Annotated in this window: 32 protein-coding genes and 1 pseudogene; 4 read left to right on the top strand and 29 right to left on the bottom strand. The window is 66.9% G+C overall.

All coding sequences use genetic code 11. The features are described from left to right. Positions 1 to 185: 185 nt before the first annotated feature. From AB5Z54_RS05805 to AB5Z54_RS05665, 29 genes are all read right to left on the bottom strand, one after another. A complete protein-coding gene (locus tag AB5Z54_RS05805; protein ID WP_271748655.1) occupies positions 186 to 386 on the bottom strand; it encodes a hypothetical protein in 201 nt (66 codons plus the stop codon). Beyond that, positions 383 to 2,008, bottom strand: a complete 1,626-nt coding sequence (locus AB5Z54_RS05800) for a phage minor capsid protein (protein ID WP_368134775.1) — start codon at positions 2,006 to 2,008, stop codon at positions 383 to 385. Before AB5Z54_RS05800 ends, AB5Z54_RS05805 begins: the two co-directional genes overlap by 4 nt. Positions 2,009 to 2,058: 50 nt before the next feature. Beyond that, positions 2,059 to 3,348: a phage portal protein gene (locus tag AB5Z54_RS05795; protein WP_368160738.1), complete on the bottom strand. Its 1,290-nt coding sequence runs from the start codon at positions 3,346 to 3,348 to the stop codon at positions 2,059 to 2,061. A gap of 224 nt (positions 3,349 to 3,572) precedes the next feature. Further along, entirely contained in the window at positions 3,573 to 4,856 is a 1,284-nt protein-coding gene (locus AB5Z54_RS05790; protein WP_117765327.1) for a PBSX family phage terminase large subunit, read from the bottom strand. Then, positions 4,840 to 5,271, bottom strand: a complete 432-nt coding sequence (locus AB5Z54_RS05785; RefSeq protein WP_117765325.1) for a hypothetical protein — start codon at positions 5,269 to 5,271, stop codon at positions 4,840 to 4,842. The genes AB5Z54_RS05790 and AB5Z54_RS05785 overlap by 17 nt, the downstream gene beginning before the upstream one ends. A gap of 29 nt (positions 5,272 to 5,300) precedes the next feature. Next, positions 5,301 to 6,023 carry a hypothetical protein gene (locus tag AB5Z54_RS05780; RefSeq protein WP_368134773.1) on the bottom strand — a complete coding sequence of 241 codons (723 nt, stop codon included), beginning with the start codon at positions 6,021 to 6,023 and terminating at the stop codon, positions 5,301 to 5,303. A gap of 103 nt (positions 6,024 to 6,126) precedes the next feature. After that, on the bottom strand, positions 6,127 to 6,261 hold the full coding sequence (locus AB5Z54_RS05775; RefSeq protein WP_264297873.1) for a hypothetical protein: 135 nt from the start codon (positions 6,259 to 6,261) through the stop codon (positions 6,127 to 6,129). Beyond that, on the bottom strand, positions 6,258 to 6,479 hold the full coding sequence (locus tag AB5Z54_RS05770; protein ID WP_118349161.1) for a hypothetical protein: 222 nt from the start codon (positions 6,477 to 6,479) through the stop codon (positions 6,258 to 6,260). Before AB5Z54_RS05770 ends, AB5Z54_RS05775 begins: the two co-directional genes overlap by 4 nt. Continuing rightward, positions 6,476 to 6,661, bottom strand: a complete 186-nt coding sequence (locus tag AB5Z54_RS05765) for a hypothetical protein (RefSeq protein ID WP_368134772.1) — start codon at positions 6,659 to 6,661, stop codon at positions 6,476 to 6,478. The genes AB5Z54_RS05770 and AB5Z54_RS05765 overlap by 4 nt, the downstream gene beginning before the upstream one ends. A 2-nt stretch (positions 6,662 to 6,663) precedes the next feature. Continuing rightward, on the bottom strand, positions 6,664 to 7,170 hold the full coding sequence (locus AB5Z54_RS05760; protein ID WP_368134771.1) for a hypothetical protein: 507 nt from the start codon (positions 7,168 to 7,170) through the stop codon (positions 6,664 to 6,666). A gap of 2 nt (positions 7,171 to 7,172) precedes the next feature. Continuing rightward, a complete protein-coding gene (locus AB5Z54_RS05755; RefSeq protein ID WP_368134770.1) occupies positions 7,173 to 7,364 on the bottom strand; it encodes a hypothetical protein in 192 nt (63 codons plus the stop codon). Beyond that, complete coding sequence (locus tag AB5Z54_RS05750; protein ID WP_152067355.1) at positions 7,361 to 7,570, bottom strand: DUF3110 domain-containing protein; 210 nt, start codon at positions 7,568 to 7,570, stop codon at positions 7,361 to 7,363. The genes AB5Z54_RS05755 and AB5Z54_RS05750 overlap by 4 nt, the downstream gene beginning before the upstream one ends. An 11-nt stretch (positions 7,571 to 7,581) precedes the next feature. Then, on the bottom strand, positions 7,582 to 7,830 hold the full coding sequence (locus AB5Z54_RS05745; protein ID WP_147336072.1) for a hypothetical protein: 249 nt from the start codon (positions 7,828 to 7,830) through the stop codon (positions 7,582 to 7,584). Next, positions 7,827 to 8,213 (bottom strand): hypothetical protein, encoded by a 387-nt coding sequence (locus tag AB5Z54_RS05740; RefSeq protein ID WP_368134769.1) that lies wholly within the window; start codon positions 8,211 to 8,213, stop codon positions 7,827 to 7,829. Before AB5Z54_RS05740 ends, AB5Z54_RS05745 begins: the two co-directional genes overlap by 4 nt. Then, on the bottom strand, positions 8,200 to 8,928 hold the full coding sequence (locus AB5Z54_RS05735; RefSeq protein WP_117637863.1) for an ATP-binding protein: 729 nt from the start codon (positions 8,926 to 8,928) through the stop codon (positions 8,200 to 8,202). The genes AB5Z54_RS05740 and AB5Z54_RS05735 overlap by 14 nt, the downstream gene beginning before the upstream one ends. Then, positions 8,912 to 9,613 carry a conserved phage C-terminal domain-containing protein gene (locus AB5Z54_RS05730; RefSeq protein WP_368134768.1) on the bottom strand — a complete coding sequence of 234 codons (702 nt, stop codon included), beginning with the start codon at positions 9,611 to 9,613 and terminating at the stop codon, positions 8,912 to 8,914. The genes AB5Z54_RS05735 and AB5Z54_RS05730 overlap by 17 nt, the downstream gene beginning before the upstream one ends. Before the next feature lie 19 nt (positions 9,614 to 9,632). Further along, entirely contained in the window at positions 9,633 to 10,205 is a 573-nt protein-coding gene (locus AB5Z54_RS05725) for a single-stranded DNA-binding protein (RefSeq protein ID WP_117765311.1), read from the bottom strand. After that, on the bottom strand, positions 10,202 to 10,555 hold the full coding sequence (locus AB5Z54_RS05720; protein ID WP_117637860.1) for a hypothetical protein: 354 nt from the start codon (positions 10,553 to 10,555) through the stop codon (positions 10,202 to 10,204). The genes AB5Z54_RS05725 and AB5Z54_RS05720 overlap by 4 nt, the downstream gene beginning before the upstream one ends. After that, the gene (locus AB5Z54_RS05715) at positions 10,556 to 11,128 is read right to left on the bottom strand and encodes an ERF family protein (RefSeq protein ID WP_229071509.1); all 573 of its coding nucleotides are present in this window, start codon (positions 11,126 to 11,128) and stop codon (positions 10,556 to 10,558) included. A 1-nt stretch (position 11,129) separates the two neighbouring features. Then, positions 11,130 to 12,140, bottom strand: coding sequence for a DUF1351 domain-containing protein (locus AB5Z54_RS05710; protein ID WP_368134767.1), 1,011 nt, complete (start codon positions 12,138 to 12,140; stop codon positions 11,130 to 11,132). Continuing rightward, positions 12,141 to 13,424, bottom strand: coding sequence for a ParB N-terminal domain-containing protein (locus AB5Z54_RS05705; RefSeq protein ID WP_368134766.1), 1,284 nt, complete (start codon positions 13,422 to 13,424; stop codon positions 12,141 to 12,143). It abuts the gene before it with no gap. After that, complete coding sequence (locus tag AB5Z54_RS05700) at positions 13,412 to 13,708, bottom strand: hypothetical protein (protein ID WP_117765307.1); 297 nt, start codon at positions 13,706 to 13,708, stop codon at positions 13,412 to 13,414. The genes AB5Z54_RS05705 and AB5Z54_RS05700 overlap by 13 nt, the downstream gene beginning before the upstream one ends. 42 nt (positions 13,709 to 13,750) lie before the next feature. Next, on the bottom strand, positions 13,751 to 14,308 hold the full coding sequence (locus AB5Z54_RS05695; protein WP_117765305.1) for a hypothetical protein: 558 nt from the start codon (positions 14,306 to 14,308) through the stop codon (positions 13,751 to 13,753). Beyond that, the gene (locus tag AB5Z54_RS05690) at positions 14,305 to 14,670 is read right to left on the bottom strand and encodes a RusA family crossover junction endodeoxyribonuclease (RefSeq protein ID WP_368134765.1); all 366 of its coding nucleotides are present in this window, start codon (positions 14,668 to 14,670) and stop codon (positions 14,305 to 14,307) included. Before AB5Z54_RS05690 ends, AB5Z54_RS05695 begins: the two co-directional genes overlap by 4 nt. Next, entirely contained in the window at positions 14,667 to 15,065 is a 399-nt protein-coding gene (locus AB5Z54_RS05685) for a hypothetical protein (RefSeq protein WP_158551308.1), read from the bottom strand. The genes AB5Z54_RS05690 and AB5Z54_RS05685 overlap by 4 nt, the downstream gene beginning before the upstream one ends. Then, a complete protein-coding gene (locus AB5Z54_RS05680; RefSeq protein WP_117637854.1) occupies positions 15,053 to 15,253 on the bottom strand; it encodes a hypothetical protein in 201 nt (66 codons plus the stop codon). The genes AB5Z54_RS05685 and AB5Z54_RS05680 overlap by 13 nt, the downstream gene beginning before the upstream one ends. Positions 15,254 to 15,341: 88 nt before the next feature. Then, entirely contained in the window at positions 15,342 to 15,542 is a 201-nt protein-coding gene (locus tag AB5Z54_RS05675) for a hypothetical protein (protein WP_117637853.1), read from the bottom strand. 49 nt (positions 15,543 to 15,591) lie between these two features. Next, on the bottom strand, positions 15,592 to 15,930 hold the full coding sequence (locus AB5Z54_RS05670; protein WP_368134764.1) for a hypothetical protein: 339 nt from the start codon (positions 15,928 to 15,930) through the stop codon (positions 15,592 to 15,594). Positions 15,931 to 15,958: 28 nt separating this feature from the next. Beyond that, positions 15,959 to 16,156, bottom strand: coding sequence for a helix-turn-helix domain-containing protein (locus tag AB5Z54_RS05665; RefSeq protein ID WP_117637851.1), 198 nt, complete (start codon positions 16,154 to 16,156; stop codon positions 15,959 to 15,961). A gap of 101 nt (positions 16,157 to 16,257) precedes the next feature. Between AB5Z54_RS05665 and AB5Z54_RS05660 the strand changes: the two are divergent. The 4 genes and pseudogenes from AB5Z54_RS05660 to AB5Z54_RS05645 form a co-directional block, all read left to right on the top strand. Beyond that, positions 16,258 to 16,419, top strand: a pseudogene (locus AB5Z54_RS05660) (helix-turn-helix domain-containing protein); the annotation flags it as partial. A 36-nt stretch (positions 16,420 to 16,455) separates the two neighbouring features. Continuing rightward, on the top strand, positions 16,456 to 16,938 hold the full coding sequence (locus AB5Z54_RS05655; protein ID WP_229071520.1) for a LexA family protein: 483 nt from the start codon (positions 16,456 to 16,458) through the stop codon (positions 16,936 to 16,938). A gap of 2 nt (positions 16,939 to 16,940) precedes the next feature. Further along, the gene (locus AB5Z54_RS05650) at positions 16,941 to 18,452 is read left to right on the top strand and encodes a recombinase family protein (RefSeq protein WP_368143829.1); all 1,512 of its coding nucleotides are present in this window, start codon (positions 16,941 to 16,943) and stop codon (positions 18,450 to 18,452) included. A gap of 690 nt (positions 18,453 to 19,142) precedes the next feature. Beyond that, a partial coding sequence (locus AB5Z54_RS05645; protein WP_368160736.1) for a patatin-like phospholipase family protein occupies positions 19,143 to 19,516 on the top strand: 374 nt, incomplete at its 3' end.

Here is a 19,516-nt window from a genome sequence, read left to right as displayed (position 1 = left end):
TTTGGTTGTCGCGCTTCCCTGCGCGCTTGGATGGCCCACCGTTGTCGCCGTGGTCGCGTGCGGGGCATGTTGTCGCCGCCCCATCGCGTGCCTGCATCTTCCCCGAGGTGTCGCCAGGCAAAAGAAAAGGCCGCCCGTGGTGGGCGGCCTTGATGCCGTGTCGCTGTTCGGTTGCCGTTGCTTCGCTACAGGGCGGCGATGCTCGCCACCTCGTCGATGGGTATCTCGGTGATGATGCCCGCGCCCTCTATGCCGATGGCATTGGGCTCGTCTAGCGATTCGGCGTCGCTTTGGTACCAGTCGTACCTGCCCCGGTACTCCTCGCCGTCGGTGCACGTCACCCGCACCTGCTTGCCGTAGTATTTCAGCGTTTCGTTCAGGTTCATTGCTGTGCCTCCTCTGGTTTGGTCGGGACTATGTGCACGTCGCCGTCGGCGTAGTGGATGGTGAAGCGCGTCGTCGGTATGTGCTCCCCATTATCGCCTATCACGTAGCCGATCACACGCCCGGCGTCGCATGTTTCGCGCCCGCTCCATTTGCCGCTTCTGGTGGTCTGCGCCGTGCCCGTGCCCGCATGCTTCGCTATGAGGTCGCGCACCTCCTCAAGCGTCACCGTGATGCCGCTCGGCTCCTTGTACGCGCCGCCCTTGCGCTTCAGGTTCGCAACGTACTGCTCGTGCTGGCGGCTGCCCGCGATGTGCTTGGCCTGCTTGTCTACGTGCACCTCCATGGCTGCGGCGTTCGCCACGCGCCGGTCGCGTTCCTTCTCGGCCTTGGCGCGCTTGATGGCGTTGTCCAGCGCCGCGCGGCGCTCTGCTGCGGTTTTCAGCTCGAAGCCATCGCCGCTGGCCTTGACCAGTTCGCCTACGCGCTTCTGGCTCACGCCTGCCTCGGCTATGAGCGCCTTGGTGTTCGGGTGCGCCATGTAGGCCGTGCGGCTCACCTTCTGGCGGGTGAGGGCGTACACCTTGCTGCCCGTCTCGTAGGGGTTCTCGCGCCCGTGCTCTGCGTTCAGGTGCGGGTACTTCGTCACGAGGTCGCGGCGCTTCTGCTGGAGTCTGCTCAGCTTCATGCGCTCCTTGGTGTTGTCGATGCCAGCCGCTTCGAGCGCGGCGGCCTCGCGCCTCGTGGTGCGCACCTCGCGCTCGATGGCGCGCTGCTGTTGGCTGGCCTGGTATCGCTTCTCGCGCTTCTCGTCGCCTCCGTCGGGGTCGCGCTCGTAGCGCAGCGGCTGGCCCTCCACGTAGATGCCGAAGTCATGCTTACAGTTCGCGCCGCACAGGCCATCGACAGAGCCGTAGCCCGTCTCGCGGTAGAACGGCGGGTACTTCTTGGACTTGCCCGACAGGCTGAACACGCGGCCCTGCCACTTGGCGTGGCTCTCGCGCGCCCCGCCGTGCGAGGAGGTCTGCACGAGGTCGTGCCCGGTCTCCTCAAGCAGCTCCAGCGTGTTGCGGCTGCCCGCCTGCACCGCTTGGGTGCGGATGTGGCGGCGCATGGCCACGTCGGCCTGCGCCCACGCCCCGCTCTTGTAGTCCACGACGGACACGCCGCGCCGCGCCAGCTTCAGCACGGCCTCGCGGGTGGCCTGCTCGTAGCCCGCCATGCCCGAGTTCACCCGAGCCACGGCCTGCGCCACGACTTCGAGGTAGGCGCGCTGCACGTTGGCGGGCATCTTCAGGTTGTCGCGGCTCACGACGTCCTGCACTCCCGCCGCCGTGGTCCGCGCTGAGTTGTGCAGCCTCCACTGCATCGTCTTGGACAGCGCGCCCATGGCCGTGCCCAGCGTGGCCAGGTCGGCCTCGGCGCTCTTGGCCACGGCCTCGGCCGCAGCCTTGGCAGCCTCGCGCGCGGCTCTGCGGCCCTCCTCGTTCATGGCCTTCTGCACGTCCTTGGCGGCAAGCGCCGCCCTGCGGGCGGCCTGCGAGTAGGCGCTGTCGCCCTCGAAGTCGATGGAGCCTATGAGCGCGGCGTAGATGCACACCAGGCGCAGGGCGTATTCGTCCATGGCCCCCTGCGCTGCGTCGGTGAAGTGCTCTATGTAGTCCGGCCCCAGCATCAGGCGAGCCCGTCGCCCAGCATGTCGAACGCGCCGCCCTGCTGCTCGGGCACGTTGGCCTTGGCCTCGTTGCTGGTCTCGCCGTAGAAGCGGCGGCGGTACTCCCACGGGGCCATGATGCCCGCGCCGACCTCGCTCATGGCCATCTCGCGCGCGCTCTGCGTGTCGCTGATGATGGAGTCGTCGAAGTCCACGGTGACGTCGCCGTAGGGCACGGCCTCGCCCTTGATGCTGCGGCACGCGTCGGCCATGCCGTTCACGAGGCGCACGATGGACTTGCGCAGGGCGTTCTCGTGCCGGTGGATGGATCGCATCAGCTGCGAGTTGTCGGCCGCCACCTCCTTGGCGGTCTTCAGGCCCGTGTGCGACTCCCAGGAGAAGTAGCCGTTGCCGAAGCCGCACGCCACCGACAGCAGGCGCAGGCCCGTGTTGATGGCGCTGGCGTTCTCGTCGGCCTTGAGGTCGCTCTGAACGGTCTGAATCTTGGCCGACCCCTCGTCGCCGGGGTTCATGCTGAAGATGGTGTCGTCGGCCTCGCCGAAGGCGTAGTAGGTCTTCGTGAGGCTGCCGTCCGGCCCCTTGTCGGTCTTGGACTCTATGAGGGTCTTGTCCACGAACGTGCGCGGGCGGCCCACGCGAATGTGGTCGAGCAGGGAGGTGGCGGCCTCGTCGACCACCTTCATGGCCCCCACGGCGTTGCAGTACACGCTCGCGCCCATCGCGCAGTAGTCGTAGAAGCGGTTCGACACGGCGGGGCGCACCAGCGCGAAAAGCGGGCGGGTGCAGCGCGTGTCCATGTCGGCGCTGATGCCCTCGACCGCCACCTGCTTGTGCGTCTTGGTGTCGAACAGCTGCGTGAGGATGTGGTAGGTGCCGCCCTTGAGCACGTGGGCCTGGCACTGGTCGTAGTCGCGCCCGGCGACCTCCACGCGGCCCACGAACGCGCACTGCGTGCAGTCGTCGGCGCTCCACGTGAGCGGGACTATCTGCGTGGCGTCGTAGCGCACGATGCGCAGCTCGGCGTCGGGCGTGTAGGCGCTGTCGGTCACGCCTCGCGGCTCGATGACCCACGCGCCCGTGCCCATGGCGAACGCGCGGGCTATGAAGTCGGCGTTGTCCATGGCGAACGATGTGGGCGCGTCGCCGTCCTCTGTCGGCTGCGGCGCGGCCTGGCCGTCCTCGTGCCCCTCGTCGCCGACGCCGCCCGTCGCCTTGGGGTTGGCGAAGTAGCGCGCCATCCAGGCGCGGCGCTCGTCGCTCGTGCTGGAGATGATCGTGCTCTCGTTCATGAGCAGACTGGCCCACTCGTCGGCCACGAGCGCCGCCGGATGCAGGCTGGCGCGCTCGCGCTTGTACACGCGGAAGCCGCGCCGCTCGCTGTAGTGGTACCAGCCGTTGTTCGCCGCGAACCAGCCGAACCAGACGCCCACCATGCCCTGCATGCGGGTGTCCGGCTGGTATCCCATGCGGCGCAGCCACGCCTCGGCGTAGCCCGTGTTGCCTCGCTTCTCCATCAGAGGTTGCTCCTTATCCACAGTCCTGCGGCGTAGCCCGCCGCGTCTATCGCGTCGTCGTTCACCTTCGGCAGTGTCTCGGTTATGTCGCCCTGCCCGTTCGACACGTACTCGAACTCGGGGAACTCCTTGGCGGCGAGCGGGCAGCGGTCGGGGTCGATGACTATGCGCGTAAGGTTCTGCATCCACCTGATGCGGCTCTTGGGCGCGTTCAGGCCCTGCTTGAGCGACTTCTGCGCGCCGATGCCCTGCTCCTGGTAGTAGAGGATCATGCCGCGCGCCGCGCTGTCGCACCACACGTCGGCGGCGGGGTCCTCGGCCGCCTGCAGCTTGGCCGCCACCAGCTCGGCGGTCTTGACGTCGATGGCCTCGGTTCCCTGGCGGCTCTCCTCGTCCAGCAGGTACAGCACGCGCTCGTTCTCGTCGTAGCCCGCCTCCATGAACACCCAGGGGTGCACGCTGCCCGCGTCCACGCCGAACGAGCGCAGGGCGATGGACGCGCGCTCCTCCGCGGTGATGGGGCGTATGTCCAGCAGCTCGTCGGGGAACACCTCGGAGCCCGTGCCGATGACCTCGCCGAGCCATTGCCAGCGGTAGGAGTCGGGCGTCTTGCGGCGGCTGCGCTCGGCCTCCGCCAGCGCCGCGGCGCTTATCCACTCGGGGTGCTCGTCTATGACGTCCAGGTACGTGGTGTGGCATATGAAGCGCCCGTCCTCGCCCGGGTGGGCCTCCAGGTCGCGCGCCTCCTTGTTCACCCAGTTGCGAGCCGAGCGGGGAGGGTTGTAGCTGTAGAACACCCAGAACATGTCGCCGCCGCGCAGGAACGTGGCCAGCACGCTGCGCACCTCGTCCATGCCGTCGAACTCGTCTACCTCCTCGAACCACACCACGGCGCAGTAGCCGGTGCGGAACTTCGCGGACTTCAGCTTCTTCGGCTTGTCGCATCCCACAAAGCGTATGACCTGCCCGGTGGGGCGGTACGTCACCTCCATGGGGGACAGGCCGAAGTCGAACAGGTGCGCCACGCCCAGCACGTCGCACGCCCAGCCTATCTGCTCGTACACGGACGTGCGCAGCGTGTTGCCGACCTTGCGCAGCACGACGGCGTTGGCCTCCGGGTTGAGCATGATCAGCAGCACGATGGCGATGGATATGAACGACGACTTGGTGGAGTTGCGCCCGCCCTTGAACCAGTAGTGCGTGAACTCGTGCGCCTTGATGGAGCGCCACACGCCGGCGAACACGGAGGCCACGACGTCCGAGAGCCTAACCGAGGTCGTCAACGATGGTCACCCCCGCCTCCGCCATGGCGGCCTTCGCGCCGTCCACGCCGAACATGTCGTTGAGCAGCTTCACGCTCTCGGTTATGGCCAGGCGCGCGTCGCCGTTGATGCTGCCCTCGGCCGCCTGGCGGCGGAAGATGGGCAGCGCGCCGTCCAGCACCTCGAACAGCGGGGCGGCCGCGTCCTGCAGCTCCCAGCGGCAGTCCTTGGCGGCCGCGTCGCGGATTTCCTGGATTCTGTGCGCGATTCGTGGGTCGCGCATCAGCTTGGAGGCGGCGCAGCTTATCGAGTTGTAGTTCATGCGCTTGCAGTCGTAGGCCGCGCGGTACGCGTCCTGCTGCTTGGCGCGGGGCTTGGCCATCTCGCGGGCGAACGCCTCCTGCTTCGCCGTGAGCGGCTTGTCCTTCTTGGGCACCTGCGGCCTCCTTCCTGATTAGTTTCGCGCTAGCCAAGCGACGCGATCACATCGCGCTCGCGCGGCGAAAGCGCGAAACGCTCTGCGGCTGCACACTCTGATATGAGGTAGCCGCTGCCGTATATCGCCTTGTTCTGCACGCGCTGCGCGTCGAGCGCCCTCGTGAAGCTGCACTCCTGCGGCCCCACGCGGAAGTCGATGCCGTACTTGGAGTAGCGCGCCAGCATGGGCGCGGTCAGCACCTCGTCCGGGTACTCGTACTTCGGCAGCGCCTTGGCCTTCTCGCGGCGCAGGCGCTCTATCGCGGCATTCAGCTCGGAGCGCAGGTCGGGCGCGCTGCGAGCCTGGGCGGGGTCGAGGTTCGTCACGAACGACGTGTTGACGCTTGCGCCGTTGGCGTACGTCACGCCGACGCCCGTCACGACCTTGCAGCAGTTGCGGATGCTCATGCACGTCAGGGTGGGGGCGAACAGGAAGAAGCCCACGCCGCGCTCCTGGTAGTGCTTGACGATCTTGCTCAGGATGGAGAACGGCGGGTTGTCCACCACCGTGCAGCCCTGCGGGTACTCCTCGCGCTCGTAGTCGCCGCCCGGATAGAACGGGCGCGCCACCTTCGCCAGGTCGAACCCGTACTCCCGGTGCGCCCACCGCAGCACGCAGTCGTACACCTCGGGCGGGGTGTAGCAGTCGTCCGTCGTCCTCTTCGGCTCGAACTTTGCCGTGAACTCCTCGTATGTCTCGCCTCTCGCCATGCGTCTCCTATCTCTCGGCCCATATGGTCGCAAGCGTGTCGCCGGGCACGGAAAAGGCCGCCCCGAAGGACGGCCCTCTGCCTGTTTCCGTATTCGGTTGCCCCTATCCGCACGCCGCCACGGCCATGGCCATGAGCCCGAGCGCCAGCGCCCTTATGGCGTAGATGGCCGCCGCGTCTATGGCGATCGCCGCCGCTATGAACAGCAGGCACCCCCAGTTGCATCCCGGGCGGTTCATCGCTCCTCCCACTCGACGGTGCCGTCGTCGTACTCGGCCTTGAGCCATTCCAGGTAGTCGGCCTCCTCGCAGAAGCTGGCCAGCAGCCGCTTGCTGGTAGTGCAGCTGCTCATGCGGCTCGTCTCATACACGGCGATGAAGAAGGGCCACGAGTGGAACTCCGTCTCCGTGTGGATGGCCCGCTCGGGCGTGCCGAAAAGGTGCTCCCAGTTCGTCATCGCGCCCCCTCCTTCGCGCTCGGCCCGACCTTGCGGTAGGTGAAGTCCTCGAACAGGTGGCCGCACCAGCGGCAGCGGTCGCCGCCCCTGGGCAGGTGGTGCCAGATCTCGCGCATGCCGCACTTCGGGCAGCGCACCTCGATGCTGGGTCGGCGCTTCGGCTTCTCGGTCTGCTGCTCCATGGCTACTCCACCGCCATCCGCATGGCCGGCTGCATGACCTCGCGCAGGCTCTTGGCCAACTCCTCGGCCGTTACCTCGGCCTTCACCTCCACGTTCACGTCGGGCATCGCGAAACCGCGCGCCTCTTCGGCCTTGAGGCAAGGCATGGCGGCGTCCTGGGCCGCGCCCTTGAGCGTCGGTGACGCTGTCTCCCTCAGCTCGCAGCGCCCCAGCCACAACTCGCACTCGTCCAGCTTCGTGAGCGCCAGGGCGCGCTCGCGGTTCGGCTCGTAGGCCGTCTCGATGCCCTGGCGCAGGTTCCGCACGGCCGTCTCTTCGGTCGCGGCGTCCAGCTCCTCACGCAGCCGGGCGTTCTTGAATCTCAGGTTGCGAACCTCGCGCCTCAGCGTGGCCACCGCGTGGCCCTGCTGCTCGTTCCAGCAGTCCTCGCACAGCGGCGCGTCCACGCCCATGTTGTCCTGCCCAAGGGCGTCGATATCGCGCCCGCAGGTCTCGCAGATGATTCCCATGGCTACTCCCTTCCTTCCGGCTTCGCCGCGCCTGCGAGGAACCACGCCCGCAGGCTCTCGGCGCACTCCGGGCACAAGGCCCTTGCCTTGCCGTCGATTCGCGCGCTGTTCCCCAGCACCATCTTGGCGTAACCCGCCGGGGTCGCCGGCACCTCCTTGCCGCAGCGTTCGCATGCGCACATGTACAGCCTCATGCCTGCTCGCCTCCCTTCGGCAGAGCGTCGGCGATTCGGTCCCAGTCGGTGGCCGGCTTCTCGCTGGGGTACTCGTAGGCCCCCACGCACGGCACCGGCAGCACCGCCATGCCGTCGTGCTCGCCTGCGTACTCGTCTGCGTCCGATCTGCTCTCGAACGCCAGCACCACGTCGCTCTCCGTGGCCACCGCGTAGATCTTCTTCATCGTTTCGTCTCCTATTCGAACTCGAAGCACTCGCATGCCTCGCTTGTCTCGTCTACCGCCTCCACGTCGGGGCCGCCGCCAGTCATGGCGTCGCAGGCGCACACGGCCTCGCCGCCAGCGCCCTGCACGCGGCCGCAGAAGCGGCACTCCCGGCACGTGCGGCCCTCCCACGGGTCGGGCCGGTTCCACGGTGCCCTGGGGTCGGACTCGAAGCAACCGGGCGGGAGGTTCCACCCGCTTGAAGGCTCGTACCCGCTCACATGCACCGCCTGTCCCTCGGCAGCCGACCCCAGCCGTCCATGGCCAGGGCATCCGCGTACTTGGTCGGTTCCGGCAGCAGCAGGTACTCCCAGTGCCCCGAGCCCGGCGGGGCGGGGCGGTTGAACCTCTGCTCGGCCCTGACCCAGCGGAAGTGCAGCCGGTTGGCGTGCGCCAGCCCGTGGCAGCCGCTGCCGTTGCCGCTGCCGCACAGCATCACCGTGGGCTTGGGAACCTCGCGCCCGTCGCGGAACAGCTTGCCCGCCCCGCGCCTCACGATGTGGTGGCGGTTGAGCGGCCACGGCGCGCCACACCTGGGCGTCTCGATGCTCGGCCCCTCCATGAGGGGGCGCAGGATCTCGGGCAGCGTGTCAACGTTTGCCATTCGATAGCCTCCTGTCCTTGCCTTGCAGCTCGTACTTGTCGCACATCTCCGACAGGCGGCTCACGATGGCCACCGCCGTCTCCTCGTCGCCGTTCTTGGCCAGGCGGCGTATGAGGTCGCCCTTGCCGTACTGCGTGGTCACGACCACGGGCCTCATGTTCTCGTACCTGTCGTTCACGACGCGGAACACCTGCCCCAGCGTCCAGTCGGTGGGGGACTCCTTGCCCAGGTCGTCCAGCACAAGGCACCCCACGCGGGAGAGCCTGGACAGCACGCCGTCCTCGGTGCCGTCGCCGCCGTAGGTGCCCTTGATGGCGGCCAGCACGCCCAGCATGTCGGTCACCCTCACGCTGGTGCCGCCGTCCACCAGGAGCCGCGCCACGGCGCTCGCCAGGTGGGTCTTGCCGGTTCCCACGGGGCCGCAGATGTACGCCCCGCGCCCTTGCTCAACCTTCGCGGCAATGCCCTCGGCCATGGGGGAGGCGGCTGTCATGAAGCGGGGCTTGATTCCGGCCCGCTCGTAGGCCCGGCGGCGTTTGGCTGCGGCCTCCTCGGCCTTGGCCCTGGCCTCAAGGCGCGAACGCTCGTCGCGCTCCGCCACGGCACCCGGGCAGCCGCACGGCTTCCAGCCGCAGAAGGTGCGGCGGCCAGCCAGCACCACGTAGCGGACCTCCAGCTGCGCCCCGCAGTGGGGGCACTCAGTCGTACTCGGCATAGCCGTCGACCTCCTTCCGGGTCCTCGGGCCGCGGTTCACGTAGTCCTCGAACTTCGGCGAGAACAGCGTGGAGGGCCGCAGGTACTTGGCCATCTTCGGGTCGCCCGCCCACTCGGCCGCCATCGTGTCGATGACGGCCAGGAAGTCGGGGAGGCGGTAGCCCTCGGCCCAGCGGGCGTGTATCAGCCTGCGGGTCTTGGCGCTGCTTGAGCGGTAGCGGGTGCCGGCTGCCTCGTTGAGCGCATGCACGATTTCGTCAAAGGGGATTAAGGGGTTATCTATATACTCAACCTCAACCTCAACCTCTGCATTGCCGCAACTCGATGCGCCTGCATGTGCATCCGCATCTGCTTGCGCATGTGCGGCTGCATCTGTATCAGCATATGCTCCCGCATGTGCTTGCGCATCGGCTTGCGCCCGTGCCGCCGCATCGTCCACCGCGTCTTCCTTCCCCGGCCTGTTGCCCCAGCGGGCGTTGGCCGCCTTCCTTGCGCGCTCGCTCTTCTCGTCGCCCATGTCGAGCCTGCCCTTGAGCACCAGGAAGGTAGGCAGCCACGCGGGGCTGCCCTGCGGCTCCTTGCCCGTAAACCGGTACTCGACGATGGCGTAGATGAACGGCGCGCGCTGCTTCTCGGGCATGGCCTGCGCGGCCGCCCAGAAGTCGTCGTGTATAACCATGCCCATAGTGTCGCCGTCGCCTTCCCTAAAACGGGATATCCTCGTCGTACAGATCGGGCATGGCCTGCTGCTGCGGCATGGCCTGCTGCTGCGGCGCGGGCTGCTGCGGCGCGTACGCCTGCTGAGTGGCCGGCTGCGGCGCGTAGGCGGGCTGCTGCGGCGCAGGTGCCGGGGCGGGGCGTCCCTGGCCGTACGTGCGGGCCTGCGGCGCTTGCGGGGCCGCCTGGGGCGCGTACTGCTGCGGCGCGTAGCCCTGCTGCTGTTGCTGGCCGCTCATGAACTCCAGCTCGTCCACCACGACCTCCAGCGCGCTGCGCTTCTGACCGGTCTGCTGGTCGTTCCAGCTGCGGTAGCGCAGCTTGCCCTCGATGGCCACCTTGCTGCCTTTGGCGAGGTACTGCGCCAGCTTCTCGCCGCGGGTGCCGAACAGCGTGCAGTCCACGAAGTTCGGGTAGTCCTCCCACTGCCCGGTCTGCTGATTCTTGCGGCGGTCGTTGACGGCCACGCCCATGGACAGCACGGACATGCCGCCAGACGTGGAGCGCAGCACGGGGTCGCGGGTCAGGTTGCCGGATATGCACACGCGGTTGATGCTCATAGATACCCTCCTTGGGTTACGTCCCCGCTGTTCCAGATGCGGGTGATCTGCGCGTCTACCATGCGGATACGCAGCTTGATTACGTTGATGGCCTCCTGCGAGGCCTTGTAGATGGCCTCGGAGCAGTCGCGGCGGCGCTTGGCCTCCGCTATCTGCTCCTGGCCCCGGCACACGTCGCCGATGATGGTGACGGGCGTGCCCTTCTGGCGCTCGTTCAGGATGGCGATGCGCAGGGCCTTGCGGTACTCGGCCTCGTTCTCGGCGTACTGGCAGCCCGACTCCTTGCAGGTCTTCAGCTCGGCCTCCAGCCTGTCGGTCAGCTCGTCCAGCTCCTCGGTGAGCGCCTGCATCTACTCCACCTGCCAGTCGGGGCGCGGGCAGCACGGGCTGTTGGCCACGAACTCCATGTACTGCGGCATGCTGGCGAACTGGTAGCGCGCCCCGCAGCTGCGGCAGTGGGCCGTGAAGGGGCCGTCTGCGGGCGGCTGCTTCTCCTCGGGCGCGGGCTGCTCCTCCATGGCGTCGGGATCGCTCTGCCCGTCGATGGCGAATGCGCCGCACAGCGCGTACTTGCGGGCGTAGCTCGACGCCATGCCGGTCACCTGGGCGTCGTCCGAGCCCTTCTTGTGCTCGTCCTCGCGGGCGTAGGCGCTCACCTGCAGCAGGCCCTCGCCGCCCTCGGCGGGGAACACGCACGCCGTGGACTTCACGTAGTAGCGGTCGCCTATCTGCACCAGCTCGTCGGTCATGAAGAACGCCAGGCCCTCCTTGGCGCACGGCTCCTTCAGCGCGGCCACTATGTCCTCGTAGCTGCGGTAGCTGAACTTGCCGAAAGCGTTGTACTTGGCCTTGGGCACCACCACGGCGCGCTGCACGCGGGCAACGGCCGCCATGAGGTCGATGGGCTGCTGTTCCTGGGTCATGCTAGTAGCCTCCGTTCATTCGCTCGTAAACCTGGCCCACCGTGCCGTGCATGATGGTGCCCACGACGCCCTGCGCTTTGAGGGCCGCCGCGACGCCCTGCATCTGCTCGCGCGTGGCGCACGGCACCACGACCGTCCACGGGTCGCCCGCCATGGCCACGGGTGCCGGTGCGGGCGGCGCTGGCGGCACCGGGGCGGGCATGGGCGCGGGCTGCGGCTCGGGCATCTGCTCAAGCGGCTGCGGGAACTCTGCGGGCTGGCATTCCGCAGGCTCGGGCATCGCTTCGGGTTCGGGTTCGGGCTCTTCCACGGGTTCCGGCTCCATGGCCGCCTTCAGCTCGGCGATGCGCCGGCGCTCCTCCTCGGCCTTGTGCGCCGCCGTTATGGCCGCGCCCAGGTCCAGGGTGGCGAACAGCTCGCGCTCGGCCTCGTCGTAGAACGGCTCGCCCTGGAACTGCGCCTTGAGGGTTTCCCAGTCCTGGGCCAGGCGCTCTACCTTGGCCTCCAGGGCCTTGAATGCCTTCACCTCGCCGAAGGTCTTGTTGGTCCACTGCTTCTCGTGGAAACGCTCATAGGGCACGACGGGGGCCAGCAGCCCGGCGAACTCCTCGTAGTGCTCCCGCAGCTTGGCGTACGCGCGCAGCTGGCGCTCCTCCTCGGCCTCGTCCAGCTGCGCCTTGATGCCGTCGGCTGCCTGCTTCGCGATGCCCGCCACGGCCTTGCACCTGTCCTCGAACGCGGCCAGGGGCTTCGTGTACTCGCGGCTCACGGCCTTGCGGCGCTCGTCTATCTCCTTGGCGATGCCGTTGAGGTAGGCGCGGTCGCGCTTGGCGGCCTTCACGTTCTCGTCCTTGCCCATGTCGTAGGTCGCGCCCTCGTAGTCGGCCACCAGCCTGCGCACGTGCGCCTCCAGGGCGTCGAAGTTGGCCTCGATCACGGCGGGGGAGTACGCCACGGTCAGCTCTGACGCCTCCTCGGGCTCGATGATCTCGGCCTCAACTGCTTCGCTCATTTACTCCTCGCTTCCCAGGCGCGCCATGCACGCCTCGTAGGTTTCCGTCTCGGCCGCGTTCGGCTCGTAGCCGTCGGCCTTCATGGCCTCGTAGATGATGGTCACGTTCTCGACCGTCGCTCGGTTGAAGTACACGGAGCTGCCGCCTTCCATGAGGCTCCAGGCCGTCCAGCCGCTCATGCTCCACGCTGCCCGCCAGCCCATGGCCACGGCCAGTTCGGTGGGCGTGCGGTCGATGGGTCGGCCCAGCAACTCCTCGAACGATTCCACGGCCTCGGCCTCCATGGCGAACGCGGTCAGCGCCAGAGCCGTGCGGCGCATCGACTTGAGGTCGCCCGCGTGGGCGGCAAGCCACTCGCGGCGGGCCTTCGCGCCGTCCTCGTAGGCGGCTTGGAAGTCGGCCTTGCGCTGGGCTGCGGCCTGTGCGGCCTCGTCGGCCCCCTCGGCCACCGGCGCCAGCAGGGTCACGCCGAACGGCGTCTCCTCGGCCAGAAGCCCCGCGCCCGCGTTGTCGGCCACGTAGGCGTCCAGCGCCGCCAGGTCGGGGCGGTAGTCGGAAAACGTGCGGCATGCGGCGAAGCCCTCGGGGCATTCGTCGACGAACTCGACGCCCGCGTCGGCAAGCACCGCCACCACCTCGGCGCGGTTGCGCCTCTGCTCGGCCTCGGCCTTCAGGCCGGCGTACACGCGCTGCCATTCGGACTGCTTGCAGTCGCGCAGCTCGGCCACGGCCTCGTCGTCGCCCTCGAACTCGGCGATGGCCGCCAGGCGGTCGAGCGTCATGTCGTAGGCGGCGTCCTGCACCCTGCGGGCGGCGCGGCGCGCCTTGGCCACGGTGCCCGCATCGGTGCGGGCGGCCACGGCCACCTCCTCGTCGGGAATGTCGAGCGCCAGCATGGTCTGCACGCCGCGCGACTTCTCCTCGGCGGTCAGCCCCAGCTTGGCGTCGGTCTCCACCATGGCCTTGGCGGCCTCCACGCGCGCCAGCTCGGCGTCGTCCAGGTCGTCGTAGACCTCGGCCAGGAACCGCTCGGTGCCGATGGAGCGCATGGCGCGCACGCGGCACTCGCCGTCGATGATCCAGTAGATGCCGCCCTCCTTGTACAGGATGGGCTTCATGACGGGCTGGCCGGGGTTGAGGCGGTTGGCCTTGAACTGCGCGGCCAGGCCCGCGATGTGCTCGGCGCTCTCCCTGGTGGTGAAGTCGCGCGGGTTCATCGGCTCGCCGTCGGCGCGCTCGTAGGGGTACACGTCGCAGATCGCGACCTCCTCTAGCGATTGCATGCGCGGGCCTCCTCGTCTACGACCACGCGGCACTCCATGCCCACCAGGCGGGCGCGGCACGCCACGCGGGCAACCTCGCCCATGAGCGCGATGCGCTTGGTGGGCACGGGGCCGTTCTTGATTTGCGCGGCCATGCAGGCGGCCCCCATGTTGAACGCCTGGCGCATGGCGGCGTCGAAGCCGCCGTCGCCCGGCTCGGGCACGGGGACGGCGCGCTCGATGCGCTTCAGGATGCTGTCCACCGTCTTGTCCGCGACGGTCTTGCTGATGATTTCCGTGAGCATTTGGGTCTCCTAACTGGGAAAACTAAAAGTGATAAAAACTTTTCAGGATTTCGGAACTTTTTTCTCTATGCGCTCCTTGCGCTTCTGCGCCGCCTTGACCCTGCGGTACAGGTAACGGCACAGCCACCGCTCCATGGCCTCGTCGTGCGCCTCTGCTGCCTTGTCGGCGGCGTAGCGGCTCATGCCCGAGGTGTCCGGGGCCTGCGGCATGGGGTCGGCGCGGCTCTCTCGGCCGCACTCGGTGCGCTCGTAGGTGCGGCGCTCCTCTGCGGTCAGCCTCGGCAGCAGCTCGGCTATGCGGGCCTCTATGGCCTCAAGCTGCTGCTGGCGTCTGCACGGTTCGCAGATGCCGTCCTTGCCGAGGGTCGCCCTGCGGCACCCGCACGACGGGCACAGCTCCAGGCGGTGGCGGTAGCAGCGCAGGGACACGTGGCCGCCGCTGGCGTTGATCACGCGCCGCGCGTTATCCAACTGGTTCTTGGACAGCCGCAGCTCGCGGCGAATCTCGCGGGCGGGCACCTTTCCCGCCAGCTCGGCTATGCGGTCGAGGTCGGCCTTGCGCCACGCCCTGTGCGGCCTGCCCTTGTCTCGGCGGGTCACTCGTCGCTCACCTCCACGACCACGCGGGGGCGCGCCCTGTCGGTGAGCACCCTGTCGGGGCACTGCTCCACGTACTTGCGGGAGTCGTCCTTGATTACGCCCGCCGCCACCAGGCCGTCGAGCACGAACTTGCGCGCGAAGCCCACGTTGTCGGCGTCGCGGCGCATGTCGGGCTCGTAGAACGTGGTGCGCACGGTCACCCGGCGCTCGAAGCGCGGCGCTCGCTGCTGCATGACCGCCGCCCTCACGCGCGCCGTCTCGCGCTTCTTCATGGCCGCCGCCTTGTAGCGGTTGGCGCGCTCGGCGCTGATGTAGTCGTTCAGGCTCGGCATTCGGCCCTCGACCGTGACGGTGCACCTCATTGCGCGCCCCTGTCGTAGATGCCCTGCGCCTCGGTTAGCGTGGAGGCGGCGAAAACGGCTGGGCCCACGATGGCCTCCCACGTGCCCACCAGGTCCACGGAGTCCACCGGCGTGCGGCGGAAGCTCACGGCGGCCAGCATGGAGGGGCGCTGCAGCACCATGTAGCGGGACAGCACGCTCCACAGGTTGTGGTCGCGCTTGAACTCGCTGGCCTCGCTCACGGTCATGCCGTTCTGGCACGCCAGGGTGTACACGTTGTCGCGCTGGATGACGTGGCCCTCCAGCATCAGGCGGTAGCAGATGCGGCGCAGCTTCGCCCATGTATCGGGGTTCGAGGCAACCCAGCCGCACGCCTTGGCCACGAGGGCCTGGGCCTTGGCGTCTACCTCGGCCATACTGTTGCCTCCAGCGCCCATGTGGCGGCGATGCACGCGCAGACGAACAGGGCGGCGAAAACGGCCTGCAGCCTCTCGCGGCGCTGCTCGGGTGTTACACTGGTCTCGGTTCGGAAGTGAACCGTTGCGGTGCGCGTCTTTCGCTTGCCGGCTGCGACGCGCACCCTCTTTCCCTTGATCTTTTCCATTCCTGGAACTTCCTCTCGTTCTCTGGGTCCTTGTAGAACTCGCGCATCATGGCGGCGCACTCGTCGCACATGGCGCGCTGTATCGGGGTCATTCGCCCGCGACGCCCGGCAGAAGCAGCGGGGCGTCCTCGTAGGCGACCTCACCGGTGTCCCTATCCACGAACATCACCTCCTGGTCGTCGTACACGTGGATGTTGAGCATCTGCCCCGTGAACTCCACCAGCTTGGGGATGAAGTCACGGAACTTCGGGTCCAGCTCAAACTGCAGCACGCACTTGCCGCTCTTCACGTTGAGGGCGGTGAACCCCCCCCCGTACGGTCACCTCGTTCAGCATGGCCTACTCCTTCTCGTCGTACGCGGTGTCGCGCGCGATGGTCTTGAAGTCGGTGCTCCAGCCCTTGCCGTTCACGCTGAACTGCACGGAGTTGTAGACGTTGAACTGCATGCCGCCGAGCTCGAACCAGGTCGTGCTCGCCTCCAGAAGCTCGATGCCGCTCGTCTGGAAGCCCCACATGGCCGCGATGCGGCGCTTGAGGCTGACGTGCGTCTCCTCCATGCAGCCGTTCTCGGCCAGCTCGAAGTTGACGGCCACGCGCTTGCGGTCGTCGGTGAGGTAGTCGAGCGTTTTGCCGATGATCTCGGCGGCGAACTCGGGCTGGTGGCTCTTGGTGGTCATGGTGTGTCTCCTTTTCTGATAGGTAAATCTAATTACAGTTTGAAGCGAAAAAAATTTCTTCGGGTTTGTAGCCCAAGAAGTCGGCGGCCTTTTTAGCCGTCTCGATGCGCATACGGTCGGGGTGGTCTTCATAAACATCGTATGTAGGTCCTGAAATGCCCAGATGTTCAGCCATTGCCTTCTTGGTTACGCCCTTGCTCATGCGCGCCTGCTTGAGTGACTTCATACTCCCTCCTTTCTGTCCATAACTGTAATTAATCTTCAGAACACGGTCAAGATTAATTTTGGTAAAATTGAAAATAAATTTAAGTCCTGGAAGGAGTTAAGATGCCGATATCCGACAACATAAAGAAGTTACGGCAGATTTTCGACGTTACCCAGGATGAACTGGGTGAGATTGCAGGTGTAACAGGTAACGCCGTTTCGCAGTGGGAAAATGGCCGCTCCGAACCCCGTATGGGAGCTATTGAGCGCATGGCGGCCTGCTATCAGATTAGTAAGTCACACCTTATAGAAGACGGCGGAATGGATCAGATTGACCCCGTGACCAAAAAGCCCAAGGGCAGCTCCTATATGCCCGCCGGTGCCATGCCCGTGGTGGCCAGCAGCGCCACCGTGCCGCTGCTCACGCTCGGGCGCGTGCACGCCGGCGCGCTCGCCGACGAGGAGGAGATAGCGCACCGCGTTGAGGTGCCCGCCTCGGTGTGCGCCGGGCATCCGCGCGCGTTCGCCCTGGAGGTCGAGGGCGACTGCATGAACCGCGTCATACCCGAGGGCAGCCACGTGCTGGTCGACCCCGACCGCCAGCCCGCCAACGGGTCCATCGCCGTGGTGGAGACCGAGGACTACCGCGCGGTCATGCGCCGCTGGTACAAGGGCAGCACCAAGCTGATGCTGTCGGCGGATAGCTTCGAGGACTACGAGGACATGATTTTCGGCATGGACGACGGACCCGTGCGCGTGATCGGCACGGTGGTGTGGTTCCAGGCCGCCGACGAGATGGAGTAGCCGTGGGCGGGCGCGCGGCGATATACGCCCGCTTCTCGAGCCACAACCAGCGCGGCGAGTCCATAGAGATACAGGTGGAGAAGTCCCGCGCCTACTGCGCCGAGAACGACCTGCGCGTGGTGGCCACGTACTGCGACTTCGCGCAGACGGGCACCAACACCGACCGCGCCGAGTTCCAGCGCATGATGGCCGACGCCAAGCGAGGGCTGTTCGATTTCGTGGTCATATATAAAGTTACCCGAATCATGCGCAACCGCGACGAGATGGCCATGGCGCGCATCATGCTGCGCCGCTGCCGCGTCGAGATACTGTACGCGGGCGAGGACATTTCGGACGGCTCGGCGGGCGTGCTGCAGCTGGGCATGCTGGAGGTGCTGGCGGAGTACGAGAGCGCGCTCGACGGCGAGCGCATACGCGACGGCATACAGAAGAACGCCGAGCGGTGCATGGCCAACGGCTGCGTGCGCTACGGCTGGGACATAGTGGACGGGCGCTACGTGGTCAACGAGGAGGAGGCCGCCGCCATCCGCCTGGGCGTGCGCATGGTCTTGTCGGGCAAGTCGGTGGCCGACGTGGTGCGCGCCTGGGAGCCGTACCGCACCAAGCGCGGCGGCAAGTGGCGCTTCCAGACGGTGCGCCGCATACTGATGCGGCGGGAGAACGGCGGGGAGTACCGCTACGCGGGCGTGGTCGTGCCCGGCGGCATGCCCGCCATCGTTCCCATGGATGACGAGGAGAGGGTGATACGGATGCTTGAGGACTCGCACAGGCCCCGCGCCAAGACCGAAGCGTGGGACTTCCCGCTCACTGGCAAGCTCTACGACGGGCGCGACGGCGGGCTGATGACCGGCACCAGCGGCACGGGCAAGTCGGGCAGGCCCTATCACTACTACCGCTGCCGCAGCTGCGGGCGCACCGTGCGCCGCGATGTCGTGGAGAAGCGCGTGGCCGACGCCGTGCGCGAGGCCCTGGGCAGCGCCGACAGCCGCGAGCGCATCGCTCGCATGCTGGCCGACGCCGAGGAGGAGCGCGCCGACGAGAAGCCCTTGAGCGAGACCATAAAGGGCGAGCTGGCCAAGATCGAGACGGCGTTCTCCAACATATGGGCGGCCATCGAGTCGGGCATCGCGCCGCCGGGCGGCAAGGAGCGCATAGACGCGCTGAAGCAGCGGCAGGCGCTCCTCAAGGACGAGCTGCGCACGGCCGAGGCCCTTGAGGCCGCCCGCCTTGACTACGACCGCGCGCTGTTCTGGCTTGAGGGCATGGCCGCCGCCGAGGTGGACGACGCGCAGCTTCTGCGCACGTTCGTGGCGCGCGTGGTGCTGGGCGGCCCCGACGATGACGACGGCCTGCGCGTGGCGTTCACGTTTGACGATTCTGCCGGCTTGGGCGATAATCCGTCGCTGCCTGGCGCTATAGGTCCAGGTGGCGAGGTGTTCGACCGAATGAACGCCAGCTCCACCATAAGTAACAGGCAGGTAGATACTTATATCTACCTGCCTTTTTATTTCTAGTCCGTATCGCGGAGAATCGAACTCTATGCAGGGCGCGGGCGTAAAGAAAACGCTAAGCGTTTTTAGCCCGCGGGCGAGGACGCCGACAGGCGGCCGAAGCCGGTGCGTGTTCGCGAAGCGAACACGCGGATTCTCCGCGCAAAGCTCCAGCCAGATATAGATGCGATGCCGATCGGGCGTCTTACCCCGGCCTCAACCCATCAACGGATCCCCCGCACCGCGGAGAATCGAACTCTATGCAGGGCGCGGGCGTAAAGAAAACGCCTCAGTGACGCAGAGTGGGACGCGCTTTCCCGATGGCAGCCCAGGCGGAAAGCACGTCCCGGAATCCGCGCTCAGACTGGGACGTAGTTTCCGGATGGCGCCTCAAGCGGAAACTGCGAGCCGGAATCGAGCCGTAGAGTGGGACATGCTTTCCCAATGGCAGCTCAAGCGGAAAGCACATCCCGGAATCTTCGTTCGGAATGGGATGCAGTTTCCAAATGAATGGCTAGCGGAAAGTTCATCCCGGAATCCGCGCTCAGAACGGGACGCGCTTTCCCAGCGGCGGTCCAAGCGGAAAGCGCATCCCGGAATCCCGCCTCAAACTGGGACGCGCTATCCGCTCCATCTTCTCACCTCCAAAACCTGCGCGCCCTCCATCCCAAAACTGGGTAGAAGAAAGTCAAAACGTAATCGCAGGAGGTCAATATGACTGCAGAAGATAAGGCAAAGAACGCCGGCAAGGTCGCGCTCGTCTTGGAGGGCGGCAGTTTTCGCGGGCAGTTTACTGCGGGCGTGCTCGACGTTCTCATGGAGGCTGGCGTCGAGATTCCGGCTGTCTACGGTGTATCGGCCGGCGCCCTCAATGGCGTGAACTACAAGTCGCACCAGATCGGCCGTGCCAACCGCATCAACCTGGCTTTCTGTAACGACAACCGCTTCATGGGCGCCGCGTCGTTTGCGGCCACGGGCTCTATCGTCGGCTACGACTTTATCTTCAACGATGTCCAGGACCGCCTGGATCCCTTTGACAACGAGACGTTTGATGCGAGCCCCATCGAGATGTACGCCGTTGCGACGGA

This window comes from Collinsella aerofaciens (assembly GCF_040910185.1).
GTDB classification, from domain to species: Bacteria; Actinomycetota; Coriobacteriia; order Coriobacteriales; family Coriobacteriaceae; genus Collinsella; species Collinsella aerofaciens_BF.
The sequence above is the reverse complement of the archived record's forward strand: the minus strand, read 5'-3'. Positions and strand labels throughout refer to the sequence as shown.